This window comes from Stutzerimonas stutzeri (assembly GCF_024448895.1).
Classification (GTDB): domain Bacteria; phylum Pseudomonadota; class Gammaproteobacteria; order Pseudomonadales; family Pseudomonadaceae; genus Stutzerimonas; species Stutzerimonas stutzeri_Q.
The window spans coordinates 1-12,165 of record NZ_JAMOIC010000009.1; the positions used below are offsets into that span (position 1 = coordinate 1).

The window sequence follows — 12,165 nt, forward strand, 5'->3', positions numbered from 1 at the left end:
CCAAGTAATCGGGCAAGTGCGGTGCCAATGGCACCGGCTCCAATAATGCTAATGCTCATAGGCTTGCTCCTTAGGCAGTAAAGCCGCCGTCGACCATCAGTTCAGCACCGCTGACGAATGAAGCTTCGGGGCTAGCCAGATAAGCGCACTGTCAACGTTGACGATGCGCAGTGGCTACCTGACGCTCCCTATCTTTTGCTAAGGAACTGGGAACTGGCTGAAAAGTGCGCCGTGAACTTTCTCAAAGATTCACTCCATTTGCACGGAAGCGCCGCCGTCGATAAGGCGGAACAACGACAGAGATCGATTGCCGAGGAGTCACGCTATATCGCCTCGACGTTTAATTGAATTGGGGATATTGAATCCTTGTTGTCGCTCACCTGCGAGTTTGAGGCGAGAGCACTCTCAGTTTTTTATTTTGAGCCCCTTCACGGAGTGAGCTCGCTGTTCGTCAAGTGAGTTGTAGTAGGTATTCTGGGTGGTGCTGAGGCTGTTATGGCGAAGATCGGCCTGCAGATCCTTCATGTCCCGATGCGGCGCATCGAAGGTGGCCGATGTGTGTCGCAGCCAGTGCAATGACGCCGAACGCAACTGGTCGATCTCATCGTTGTTCCAACCTTCCTGGGCCATGCGCACCAGGGTACTGTCGAACACTTCTTGCAGAAGAAGCCGGATATGACGGTCGGAAAGGCCGCCTCGACCCTTAAGCGTGCTGATCAACGACGTTTTTTCGTGGGCGGAGGGGAGGGAAGAGAGCTGCAGGTGCCGACGATAACGCACTAGGTAGTTCTGGATGTAATCGTCGCGGATGCTGATCTTCGCCGCCTTGTTTCCCTTACCCACCACATGAAACCACCAGTTACCCATGCTATCGCGGCGGATATCACCCATCGTGGGCCTCCAGTTATCCCGCCCCACCAGATCGGACACCCGTAGATACATGGAAAACAGAGTGGCAACGATGAACAGAGTGCGCTCGTGCAGCGGATTAGCGACAGCCATCTGCTCGGCGGTTTCGATCACATAGCTCCACTGCAACTGAGTCAGTGAGCGAGAAGCGACATCTAGAGTGTTGCGTTGCTTATAGATGGATTTCTGCTTCACCGCCCGGAACGGGTTGACCTCGGTCAGGCCTTCATCAATGGCGTGCTGGAAGAAGCTGCCACATACCGCAAACACCTGGGCCACGGAGCCCTGGGACATGCGATAGGGACGGGAGGGAAGGGTGGCCACGGCCTCTCTGGCGATCTTGCGCTCGCGCTTCGCCACGGTGTGGCTGAAGGGCCGCCATTGCTCATTGATAATGTAGCTGTCAGTGTCGAGTTTCTTGCGGCTGCCCAAGCGCAAGAAGCGGGATTTCACCACAGGACCAATCCAGTCAGACGGTGGATTGAGGCAGAATTCCATGAAAGCTTCGGCGTCTCGTCGACGCAACTCGACGATGGGTTTACCGGCCACTAGCAGGGACCAGAGCAACAGGCGCTCAACATGGGTTCTGTAAGAGTTGTAAGTAGCTTCGTTGCCAGCGTAGGACTTCAGAAAACCCCGGACGGCGCGATACCCCTCAGCCGCCTCAAGCCCATCACCAAAACCAAGGAGGAAGTCCCGAACCACCGGAAGCTCGCCATTGAGGTGGAGGAAGTTGAGTTCGTGAAAGCGATCAAATGTCTCGAAGAACGGTTGGGGACGTTGCGACATAAAAATGGCCAGCCTGGGTAGATGCGCCTAAATAGGTACTCCCCGCCAGTATAGAGTAATATCCGGGTCTGGTGATTATCGGATATCGCGTCTGGATGATGCCATAGGCCCGTGCGAAGATTCGGTAAGCAACTCCTTGGCTGTTTCCCGCATTTGGACCTAGGCAAGGCATTCAGGCTGAACAGGTCTGTGAACGGGCGACCCTAAGTCCGTCTAGATGCAGCTACAACCCCCCGGAACGCGACGACTGGCAAAGCCCTAACCGAAGCATTGCCAAGGTAGGTGGGTGTGAGCTTATCCAGCCTATGGCAATTGGCATCGGTGTATCGCAAGAAATCCGTGGGCCAACAAAACAACTATTCGGGATGCACTGCTTGACGGCCTGAACATCAGATATCCACATCTGCCGCGCTCATACCCCCGAGCAGCGATTACCGCCACGCTAGCTAAGGTCAGCCTGACGGCTCACGTGTGCTTTCTCTCTTTTTTAGTGACTTTAATTTTAAAACTTCAACGAAATCAAAGGTGAAACGGACGCCGCTGTAATTTTCTATGACTTTTCAGATCTCAATGCGATTCTTTTTATGAGCACGTTGCCATGCAGAGCACAAATCGACGTCCCTGTTAGCCACCTTAACGTTCCAGAGATGCAAAAAATCGCTATCTCGACGTGACGCAAAGTCCGTCTTAGGCTGGGGTTCTATGCAAAAAAAGCCTTGTAACCACTGCGGTACGGCGTTCTCCGATTTATTGACTGAAATTGGCGCCAATGGTGACTGACCACAAACTCAATGTGAGAGGCGGCAGCTTTTCAGCCAGGTGTCGGCCATAGAGAATCAGAATCCTATACTTCGCATAATCTATATTATGTTAAATAGAGTATTGGGTTATTAAAGACGCTCACGTCCCCGGGGTTCTCCAATGGCAATCACTTGATGCCGCCCTCGCTCCGTAAGAACGCTGCGGCATCTCCGCGATCACTAATGATTACCGGTGTTGAATCACTACGGCGCGGATGTCTTCAGCCAGTTGGCGCACTCGTTCCTCGCTGGTGTCCCACGAGCACATGAAGCGTGCACCGCCTACGCCGATGAACGTGTAGAACATCCAGCCTCGACTTCTCAGTGCTTCGAGTGCCAATGGCGGAATGCTGACGAATACGCCGTTGGCTTCGACCGGAAACATCAGCTCCACGTCAGGGATGTCGCTGATCAGCTCGGCCAGCAACTGTGCACATTGATTGGCGTGCTCTGCATACTTCATCCAGGCGCCGTTTTCCAACAAACCAACCCAGGGCGCGGATAGGAAACGCATCTTGGATGCCAATTGGCCGGCTTGCTTGCAGCGATACTCGAAGTCTTCAGCCAGGTCGCGATTGAAAAACAAGATCGCTTCGCCCACGGCCATGCCGTTCTTGGTGCCGCCGAAGCACAGCACATCCACGCCGGCTTTCCAGCTCAGCTCGGCTGGTGACAGGCCGAGAAAAGCACAGGCATTGGCGAAACGAGCGCCGTCCATGTGCAGATGCAGGCCCAGTTCCTTGCAGGTATCGCTGATGGCTTTGAGTTCGTCCGGCCGGTACACCGTGCCGATCTCCGTTGCCTGGGTGATGCTTACAACCCTTGGCTTGGGGTAGTGAATATCCTTGCGTTTGAGCGCAATTTCGCGGATTGCCGTAGGGGTAAGCCTGCCCTGCTCTGTCCGGGCTACCAGCAGCTTGGAACCGTTTGAAAAGAATTCCGGTGCACCGCACTCGTCGGTTTCGATGTGCGCGATGTCGCCGCAAATTACGCTGTGATAGCTCTGGCAAAGCGATGACAAGGCCAGGGAATTGGCTGCCGTGCCGTTGAATGCAAAGAAGACCTCGCAATCGGTCTCGAACAGCTGACGAAAGTGATCTGCCGCACGGGCTGTCCACTGGTCGTCACCGTAGGCGCGATCGTGTCCCTGATTGGCGCGTGCCATTGCGTCCCAGGCTTCGGGACAAATGCCTGAATAGTTGTCGCTGGCAAACTGCTGATTGGCGGTTGTCATCTAAGCCTCTTTGAAAATGCTGCCCTAATCAGTGATCGGCAAGAAAATTACAGTGTAGAGCCCGAGTGCTCCCATTATCGCCACCGACGCACCCAGCCAGAGTATCGAGGTGGCATCTGCCTGTATGCGGCCGCTCTTCAATCCGCTGGCACTGCGCATATAACGGCGCTGCTGGGTCGTCCAGATGCCGAGCGCGGTGATCAGTGAAAGCGCCACGAGCGCACCGACGAAAGCCCCGTGATAGGGCATCCAGCGCAGGAACAACGCGCTTACCGTAAGCATCGTAAGCAGCGTTCGACCCCACGCCAACGATGTGCGTTCCGGCTGGAGGCCCGGGTCTTCATGCAACGGTGGCGGCGGCGGCTGGGGTTCCAGACGGCGGCGAAAGGAAATGTGCATAGTCAGCTGCCAAGGGCGATGTAGCTGATCAGTACCAGGGTAACCAAGGTCCCGCCAATCGACAGGATCGGTACCAGCAGCGGAAATGGTAACGGCCCGCTGTGGCGCATCGCCCGTTCGATGGTCAACCAGCGCACGCAAGCCGATGAGCTGATGAAAATGGCGAGGAGCAACAAGGAAACCGAGAGAATCTTGCGAATTTCCAGCGTGAAGATCTGACCGGCGAAAGCTTCAACCGCAACGCCGCCGGCCAGAAGCGCCAGGGACGTTCGGATCCACGCCAGAAAGGTGCGCTCGTTTGCCAGGGTGAACCGCGGATCGGGTTCCTTCCCGCCTGACAGCAACCGGTGACTCCAGCGACTTCGTTCCATTGGACGATGCGACTCCGATTCAAATAGGTGTGGTGTTCTATAGGCTCATTCAAACAGAAACACAGCGGCCGTGCAGGTTCCATTGCGACGACCGAGCAGGCATTCCAGTGCCTTTGGTGTGAAGCCGGGCGACGGATTGCCATGCTAATGTGCGGCCTTCAAACCCGCTCTGGAGACAATCCATGTTGCTTCGCCTGGTAACCGCTTTCGTGCTCGGCACGGCCACCTTTACCGCCATCGCGGAGGACCACGCTCACCACATGACGGATGAAAAACCGGCCGTCACCCAGGCTTGGTCCCGTGCCATGCCGCCTACCGCACCCACAGGTGCGGTGTACTTCCTTATAAGCAACCCGGGCAAAACGGCGGACAAGCTTGTCGGCGTGCAAACGCCCCGCGCTGATAAAGCTGAACTGCATACCCACGTTCAAAAAGGCGAAATGATGAGCATGCAGCAAATCGAATCGGTAGAACTGGCCGCTGACGGCGAAGTGGCGTTCAAGCCAGGCGGAAACCACGTGATGCTGTTCCAACTAACCGGGCCGCTCGTTGCAGGTGAGCACTTCCCCCTTACGCTGATCTTCGAGAAAGCCGGCGAAGTGACAGTTGAAGTTGGCATCCATGATCAGGCTCCCGAATCGGACCACAACGCCCATCATCAGCACTGAACTCATCGCCCTGCCGGACGGACAACCTGAGCCAGGTTCCGTCCGGACGCCCTCCTCCTCGCCCTGCCCCTGCTAACAACCCACCGCGACATCGATCCCCTGCGCCTGCTGAGAATTCAAATACCCGTAGGTGTGCGCATCGTGACGAACTCTTCGGCCGCCGTAGGATGAATGCCCAACGTATCGTCGAAGATCCGCTTGGTCGCGCCTGCCTTCAATGCGACTGCCAGGCCCTGGATAATTTCCCCAGCCTCCGGACCGGCCATATGGCAACCCAGCACCTTGTCCGTGTCGGCATCGACCACCAGCTTCATCAGGCTGCGTTCCAGGCTATTGGTCATCGTCAGCTTCATCGGCCGGAAGCGACTCTCGAACAGCACTACCTTATGACCTTTCGCTCGAGCTTCTTCCTCGGTCAACCCGACAGTGGCCATATTCGGCAGGCTGAAGACCGCGGTGGCAATGGTGTTGTAGTCCACTGGCCGATATTCCTCGGGCTTGAATAGCTGTCGCGCTACGGCCATGCCTTCTGCAAGTGCCACTGGTGTCAGCTGGACACGCCCGATCACGTCGCCAATGGCCAGGATCGACGGTGTCGTGGTGCGGAACTGCTCGTCTACGGCGATGAATCCGCGCTCGTCCAGGGTGACGTCGAGATTCTCCATCCCCAGGCCATCGAGCATCGGGCGGCGGCCTGTCGCGTACAGGATGCAATCGGCTTCCAGCGTACGGCCGTCCTTGAGGGTGGCCAGCAGCGTTCCGTCCGGCTGCTTGTCGATACGGGTGATATCGGCGTTGAACTGCAGGTCGACGTCTTTCTTGATCAGTTCATCCTTGAGGTGATCGCGCAATGAACCGTCGAAGCCGCGAAGAAAGAGGTCGCCCCTGTACAGCAAGCGGGTTTCCGAGCCACAACCGTGAAAGATCGAGGCAAACTCGACAGCAATGTAGCCCCCGCCGACAACCAATACGCGGCGCGGGAGCTCGTCGAGATAGAAGGCTTCGTTGGAGGTGATGGCGTGCTCTCGTCCTGGGATATCAGGCACGAACGGCCAGCCGCCGGTTGCAATCAGAATGTGCTCGGCAGTGTAGTGCTGACCTTCCACTTCGACGGTATGGGCGTCGACCAGCCGCGCGTGGGCCTGCAGCAGCGTGACACCGCTGTCGGTCAGCAGATTTTTGTAGATGCCGTTCAGGCGCTGGATTTCGCGATCCTTGTTGGCGATCAGGGTTTTCCAGTCAAAGGTCGCGCCGTCGATGGTCCAGCCGTAGCCCTGAGCCTGATCGATGTCATCTGAATAATGTGCGCCGTATACCAACAGCTTTTTGGGTACACACCCAACGTTCACGCAGGTGCCACCCAGGTAACGGCTTTCGGCCACCGCCACACGAGCGCCAAACCCGGCGGCGAAACGAGCGGCCCGGACGCCACCGGAGCCCGCGCCGATGACGAATAAATCGAAGTCGTAAGCCATGTACTGTTGTCTCCCTTGTAGAGCGGACAGCATAACCCAGCAGTTTCACCCGATCACCGCACCTGTGTATTGAAGGAGTGCCCATGCGCCCTACCCTGACACATCTCGCCTTGCACGTACCGGATCTGGATGCCTGCATCGCCTTCTATGAGCGATTCTGCGGGATGCACGTATTCCATGAACGGGCCGGCAAAGGCTCGCGAATCGTCTGGATGGCCGAGCCCGGCAGAGAGCGCGAATTCATCTTCGTCATCATGCCCGGGGGGCAGGATCGGGCCCTGGCTGACAACGATTACAGCCATTTCGGTTTCGCGATGGCCAGCCGGGACGAGGTCGACCTGATCGCCGATAAGGCGCGCGAGGCCGGATGCTTGATCTGGGCGCCGCGTGATGAGCCCTACCCCGTCGGTTACTACTGCGGCGTGCGCGATCCGGCGGGCAATTATGTGGAGTTCAGCTACGGACAACCGCTGGGTCCAGGCGCCGAGGAAATGCCAGCGCCCTGAAACGACAAAGCCACCCGAAGGTGGCCTTGTACAAAACGCTTTGTTGCTTAGAACGCTTTACCGGTCAGGTAGAAGTGCTCGTAGCAGAAGTTGGTCGCTGCGATATAGCCCTCGGCGGAACCGCAATCGAAGCGCTGACCTTTGAACTTGTATGCCAGCACGCAACCGTCCTGCGCCTGACGCATCAGCGCGTCGGTGATCTGGATCTCACCGCCCTTGCCCGGCTCAGTCTGCTCGATCAGGTCGAAGATGTCCGGAGTCAGGATGTAACGTCCGATGATCGCGAGGTTGGATGGTGCGTCTTCCGGCTTTGGCTTCTCGACCATGTGGCTGACACGGAAGATGTCGTCACGAATCATCTCGCCGGCGATCACACCGTACTTGCTGGTCTCTTCCGGCGGCACTTCCTGGATGGCGACGATCGAGCAGCGGAACTGGTTGTACAGCTTGACCATCTGCGCCAAAACCGGATCACCGTTCAGATTAATGCAAAGGTCATCGGCCAGAACCACGGCGAAGGGTTCATCACCAATCAACGGGCGACCGCTGAGAATGGCGTGGCCCAGGCCCTTCATTTCGACTTGGCGGGTATAGGAGAAGCTGCACTCGTCAATCAGCTTGCGGATACCGACCAGGTACTTTTCCTTGTCGGTGTTACGAATCTGATGCTCGAGTTCGTAACTGATGTCGAAGTGGTCTTCCAGGGAGCGCTTACCGCGACCGGTAACGATCGAGATCTGACTCAGCCCGGCGGCCAGTGCCTCTTCAACCCCGTACTGAATCAGGGGCTTGTTCACTACCGGCAACATTTCCTTTGGCATCGCCTTGGTTGCCGGAAGGAAGCGCGTGCCATATCCGGCCGCAGGAAAAAGGCATTTTTTGATCATGTGAGTCCTTTAAGAGGAAGGTTCCAGTTGATGCACTGCGCCCGGATCGGTCAGCAGTCATATCCTGCATGTCCCGCCGACAGCGGCTGACTAGAGGCTACGACCACCGAAACGATGAGGGGTTCTACGATTGGCCTTGTGAATTCCATCAGCTCACGCGAACCGACCAGAGGTGATTGACATGAACGACGCCTAGCGTGAGGCGAGACAAGCCAATTGCCAAGTAGGGCTGTAAAAAAGACACGCGCTGCAACACGGGCTGAAAATTCAGAGCAGGTTTCACCCTGGGCCGCAAACCTACCGGGGTTCATCCCCTCGGCAGATCGCTCGAAATCGGCTTCCGCATGCCACGCTTTTACTGACCGAGATCAGTAAATCATCAGATTGATTTCATTTCGTCGTGCCCCTTGGGACTGCCTCGCAGACCAAAGGCTAGGATGTCACGCGCTTGATTGATGGCGTTATGCCTTCACAGCTCCACTATTGGTAAAACCCTGTAACGCGCAGGGATTTGCTGCCGATACACCCATCGGATGATGCGCGTTAGTCGGCCTGAGGGCTGTAGCGACCGCACCCCCGGTCGTGTTGGCTGGTACTTGTTGCAGCTTTTAAGGAACAGAATGAATAGCACCGCTCCCGTTCGGCAAATGTCCGTTCAGTCGAAAATCAACCTCGCCCTACTGGTGGTTTTCGCTCTGGTCCTGGCTGCATCACTTCTTTATTCAGCCGGATCAGAGAAGAAACTGATCCTGCATGTCGTCGAGCAACAAACCAAGGACACGGCCGATTCCTATTTCGACAGCATCAACACCATGATGCTGACCGGCACCATGGGGCAGCGCGAAGTGCTGCGCGACAAGATACTTGCGCGTCCCGGTGTGATCGACGCTCGCATCGTTCGTGGCGAGCCAGTGACCAAGGTCTTCGGGCCCGGGCTCGCGCATCAGGCGCCGGTCGATAAGCTCGACGAGCGGGCACTGGCCGGTGAAGCCACCATTGAAGTGAGCGATGGCAAGAATGGTCGCGTGCTGACGGTGATCAATCCAATTCACGCCCAGCAGGACTATCGCGGCACCAATTGCCTTACGTGCCACCAGGTGCCGCAAGACACAGTCATGGGCGCCGTTCGGATCAGCTATGACCTTTCCGCACTGGACAATGAAGTACACGGCAACATCCTGATGTCAGCCGCGATACAGGCGCTGTTGCTGGTCGTTGGCCTTATCCTTATGAGCTACATCATTCGCAGAGTCATCATCAGCCGCGTCAACGACATGCGCCACACCATGGAGGCCATGACCACCGACGAGGACCTAAGCCGCACCGTTGCCGTCCACGCCCATGACGAGGTTGGCGCCATGGGGCATGCGTTCAATCAAATGATCTTCAAATTCCGCAACAGCCTGGAAGCCGTGGCAGCGGTGACTAAACAACTGGGCGAGGTATCGGGCCGGGTGTCCAGCGTTGCCGAGCGAACCCATACCGCGGTCATGGAGCAACGCAGCGAGACCGACATGGTCGCCTCTGCGATGAATGAGATGAGCGCGACCGTCCAGGAAGTGGCGCGTCACGCCAACCAGACGGCGTCGGCTTCCAGCGGCGCGGATGAGGAGTCACGTGCCGGAGTCTCGCTTGCCACAGAAGCGTTAGACGGTATCGAAGTGCTGATCCGCGACATTGAGCATGCCGCACAGGTGATCAAACAGGTCGAAACCGACAGTGTCAGCATCGGCATGGTGCTGAACGTAATCAACGGTATCGCCGAGCAGACCAACTTGCTGGCGCTGAACGCCGCCATCGAGGCGGCCCGAGCCGGTGAACAGGGTCGCGGCTTTGCCGTGGTTGCCGACGAAGTTCGCACCCTCGCCTCGCGGACCCAGAAATCGACCGAAGAAATCCAGCGCACCATCGAGCAGCTGCAAAGCGGCGTTCGCAAAGCCGTACAGGCAATGGAAGGCGCGCAAGAGCGTGCTCACACGGGCTCGGAATGCGTCGCCAGGACTGCGCAGAGCCTGTCGGTGATCGCCGGTGAGGTGAATACCATCAATGGCATGAACACGCAGATTGCCACGGCGGCCGAGGAGCAGAGCACAGTGGCCGAAGAGATCAACCGCAACATCACCACCATTAGCGCGATTGCTGATACCACGCTGGCCGATGCCTCGCAGAATTCACAGATCAGTGATGAACTGGTCAGGCTCGCCGCGGAACTGGACCGTCTGGTTGGTCAATTTCGCCTTCGCTAAAAATGGCCGGCCGTGCCTGAGGCAGGCCCTGGCCTTGCGCTGACTCCAGCGGCGGCAATGGCCCTCAAGGTGCACGGATCTTGATCTGAGACAGCCGACGGATGAACTAGAATCAGGGATAATCGCGCCACGATGTCGCAGGCCGCAATCGGATCCCGCCCGGCCATCCACCCTATCAACCGCAAGGTAAGCCCACTCATGGACCAAACGCCGAGCTTTAACCGCGCCCTGGTCGAGAAATACGACCGCCCGGGTCCTCGCTACACCTCCTACCCCACCGCTCCGCAGTTTCATCAGGCGTTTGCCATTGATGACTACCGTAGCGCTGCGCAGGAAACCAACGAGGCCGGGGCACCCAAGCCGCTGTCGGTGTATATCCATATCCCGTTCTGCAAAAGCCTCTGCTACTACTGTGCCTGCAACAAGATCATCACCCACAAGACCGACCGCGCCGTTGAGTATCTGGAATACCTCAAGCGAGAAATCCAGATGCAGGCGGCGCTGTTCGACCGCTCCCGCAAGCTGACCCAACTGCACCTGGGTGGAGGTACGCCGACCTATTTCACCAGCGAGCAGCTGGCCGATCTGATGGGTGCCTTGCACGACGCATTCAACATGGATGACAGCGACAGCCACGAGTTTTCCCTGGAGGTCGACCCGCGCACCGTCACGCCAGAGCAAATTCACCAGCTGCGCAAGCTGGGCTTCAATCGGTTGAGCTTCGGCGTGCAGGATTTCGATGAACAGGTCCAAATTGCGGTCAACCGCATCCAGACCGAAGAGCAGACCCGAGAGCTGGTCCAGGCCGCCCGGGATGCGCAGTTCAAGTCCATCAGCGTGGACCTGATCTACGGCCTGCCCTTGCAGACCGTCGCCAGCTTCGACGTGACACTGGACAAGATCATCGACATCCGTCCGGACCGTATTGCCGCCTACAGCTACGCGCATCTGCCGGAACTGGTCCGTGCCCAAAAGCTGATCCGTCCCGAAGACATGCCGCCGCCGGAACGCAAGCTGGAGTTGCTGGAGCTGACCATCAAGCGTCTGACCGACGCGGGCTACGTCTATATAGGAATGGACCATTTTTCCCTGCCAGACGACGAGCTGACACTTGCCCGCGCCAACGGCACGCTGCAGCGTAACTTCCAGGGTTATTCGACCCATGCCGACTGTGACCTCATCGGGCTGGGCATTTCCTCCATCGGCAAGGTCGGCAACAGCTACAGCCAGAACGTGAAGGAGCTGTCGCAGTATTACGCGCGACTGAACGAAGGGATGTTGCCGGTGCACCGCGGTTACAAGCTCAGCGAGGACGACCGGCTGCGTCGCGACGTGATCATTTCGCTGATGTGCCACGGCCGCATTGATTTCGCGGAAATCGAAAAGCGCTACGACATCGATTTCCAAGCGTACTTTGCCGACGCTCTGGCCAAGCTCGACGAGCATATCGCCGATGGCTTGGTGCAAATAGACGAGAGCAGTGTCCAGCTGCTGCCGCAGGGCCACCTGATGATGCGTAACGTCGCCATGGCATTCGACGCTTATCTGGGTGGTGAGCAGCGCGGGCGCTTCTCGCGCACGGTTTGATCTTCGATCAGGCCAAACGCCTGGACGCTTCCACTGCATGGGTATCGCTACGCTCAACCACATCCTACAAGCCGGGCCAGCTTCGGTAGGATGGGTTGAGCTAAGCGATACCCATCACGCAACCAGCCAAGACAACCGCCCCCAGCCCCCGCGGTTTGATCTTCTCAGGCCAAACAGCCCGGACGTTTCACCGCATGGGTATCGCTACGCTCAACCACATCCTACAAGCCAGGCCAGCTTCGGTAGGACGTGTTGAGCAAAGCGATACCCATCACCCTACCAGCCAAGACAACC

11 protein-coding genes are annotated in these 12,165 nt (G+C 57.6%); 4 read left to right on the forward strand and 7 right to left on the reverse strand.

Features of this window, described 5'->3' with window-relative positions; all coding sequences use genetic code 11:
• Positions 1–70: 70 nt before the first annotated feature.
• The 5 genes from NA619_RS12430 to NA619_RS12450 all read right to left on the reverse strand — a co-directional run bounded on the left by NA619_RS12430 (position 71) and on the right by NA619_RS12450 (position 4,502).
• Positions 71–139 carry an SDR family oxidoreductase gene (locus NA619_RS12430; RefSeq protein WP_232015698.1) on the reverse strand — a complete coding sequence of 23 codons (69 nt, stop codon included), beginning with the start codon at positions 137–139 and terminating at the stop codon, positions 71–73.
• 266 nt (positions 140–405) lie between these two features.
• Positions 406–1,698 carry a tyrosine-type recombinase/integrase gene (locus tag NA619_RS12435; RefSeq protein WP_187433494.1) on the reverse strand — a complete coding sequence of 431 codons (1,293 nt, stop codon included), beginning with the start codon at positions 1,696–1,698 and terminating at the stop codon, positions 406–408.
• A 987-nt stretch (positions 1,699–2,685) separates the two neighbouring features.
• Positions 2,686–3,732 (reverse strand): threonine aldolase family protein, encoded by a 1,047-nt coding sequence (locus tag NA619_RS12440; protein ID WP_255962160.1) that lies wholly within the window; start codon positions 3,730–3,732, stop codon positions 2,686–2,688.
• A 24-nt stretch (positions 3,733–3,756) separates the two neighbouring features.
• The gene (locus NA619_RS12445; protein ID WP_255962161.1) at positions 3,757–4,131 is read right to left on the reverse strand and encodes a DUF202 domain-containing protein; all 375 of its coding nucleotides are present in this window, start codon (positions 4,129–4,131) and stop codon (positions 3,757–3,759) included.
• A gap of 2 nt (positions 4,132–4,133) precedes the next feature.
• Complete coding sequence (locus tag NA619_RS12450) at positions 4,134–4,502, reverse strand: YidH family protein (RefSeq protein ID WP_255962162.1); 369 nt, start codon at positions 4,500–4,502, stop codon at positions 4,134–4,136.
• 182 nt (positions 4,503–4,684) lie between these two features.
• On the opposite strand from NA619_RS12450, the gene NA619_RS12455 reads away from it, so the two are divergent.
• Complete coding sequence (locus NA619_RS12455) at positions 4,685–5,170, forward strand: copper chaperone PCu(A)C (RefSeq protein WP_255962163.1); 486 nt, start codon at positions 4,685–4,687, stop codon at positions 5,168–5,170.
• 116 nt (positions 5,171–5,286) lie between these two features.
• Here the strand turns inward: NA619_RS12455 and gorA are convergent, their stop codons facing one another.
• On the reverse strand, positions 5,287–6,645 hold the full coding sequence (gorA, locus tag NA619_RS12460; RefSeq protein ID WP_255962164.1) for a glutathione-disulfide reductase: 1,359 nt from the start codon (positions 6,643–6,645) through the stop codon (positions 5,287–5,289).
• An 83-nt stretch (positions 6,646–6,728) separates the two neighbouring features.
• On the opposite strand from gorA, the gene NA619_RS12465 reads away from it, so the two are divergent.
• Positions 6,729–7,151, forward strand: coding sequence for a VOC family protein (locus tag NA619_RS12465; RefSeq protein ID WP_255962165.1), 423 nt, complete (start codon positions 6,729–6,731; stop codon positions 7,149–7,151).
• A gap of 47 nt (positions 7,152–7,198) precedes the next feature.
• Here NA619_RS12465 and galU read toward each other — a convergent pair whose 3' ends face one another.
• On the reverse strand, positions 7,199–8,038 hold the full coding sequence (gene galU / locus NA619_RS12470) for a UTP--glucose-1-phosphate uridylyltransferase GalU (RefSeq protein ID WP_255962167.1): 840 nt from the start codon (positions 8,036–8,038) through the stop codon (positions 7,199–7,201).
• A gap of 620 nt (positions 8,039–8,658) precedes the next feature.
• On the opposite strand from galU, the gene NA619_RS12475 reads away from it, so the two are divergent.
• Both NA619_RS12475 and hemN read left to right on the forward strand, forming a co-directional pair.
• Complete coding sequence (locus tag NA619_RS12475; protein ID WP_255962169.1) at positions 8,659–10,284, forward strand: methyl-accepting chemotaxis protein; 1,626 nt, start codon at positions 8,659–8,661, stop codon at positions 10,282–10,284.
• Positions 10,285–10,482: 198 nt separating this feature from the next.
• Positions 10,483–11,871 carry an oxygen-independent coproporphyrinogen III oxidase gene (hemN, locus tag NA619_RS12480; protein ID WP_255962170.1) on the forward strand — a complete coding sequence of 463 codons (1,389 nt, stop codon included), beginning with the start codon at positions 10,483–10,485 and terminating at the stop codon, positions 11,869–11,871.
• The last annotated feature ends 294 nt before the right edge of the window (positions 11,872–12,165 follow it).

Excerpts from the sequence above, each read along its gene's own strand:
- gorA (WP_255962164.1), bottom strand. The coding sequence starts at position 6,645 with ATGGCTTACGACTTCGATTTATTCGTCATCGGCGCGGGCTCCGGTGGC.
- galU (WP_255962167.1), bottom strand. The coding sequence starts at position 8,038 with ATGATCAAAAAATGCCTTTTTCCTGCGGCCGGATATGGCACGCGCTTC.
- NA619_RS12465 (WP_255962165.1), top strand. The coding sequence starts at position 6,729 with ATGCGCCCTACCCTGACACATCTCGCCTTGCACGTACCGGATCTGGAT.
- NA619_RS12440 (WP_255962160.1), bottom strand. The coding sequence starts at position 3,732 with ATGACAACCGCCAATCAGCAGTTTGCCAGCGACAACTATTCAGGCATT.
- NA619_RS12475 (WP_255962169.1), top strand. The coding sequence starts at position 8,659 with ATGAATAGCACCGCTCCCGTTCGGCAAATGTCCGTTCAGTCGAAAATC.
- NA619_RS12445 (WP_255962161.1), bottom strand. The coding sequence starts at position 4,131 with ATGCACATTTCCTTTCGCCGCCGTCTGGAACCCCAGCCGCCGCCGCCA.
- NA619_RS12455 (WP_255962163.1), top strand. The coding sequence starts at position 4,685 with ATGTTGCTTCGCCTGGTAACCGCTTTCGTGCTCGGCACGGCCACCTTT.
- NA619_RS12435 (WP_187433494.1), bottom strand. The coding sequence starts at position 1,698 with ATGTCGCAACGTCCCCAACCGTTCTTCGAGACATTTGATCGCTTTCAC.
- hemN (WP_255962170.1), top strand. The coding sequence starts at position 10,483 with ATGGACCAAACGCCGAGCTTTAACCGCGCCCTGGTCGAGAAATACGAC.
- NA619_RS12450 (WP_255962162.1), bottom strand. The coding sequence starts at position 4,502 with ATGGAACGAAGTCGCTGGAGTCACCGGTTGCTGTCAGGCGGGAAGGAA.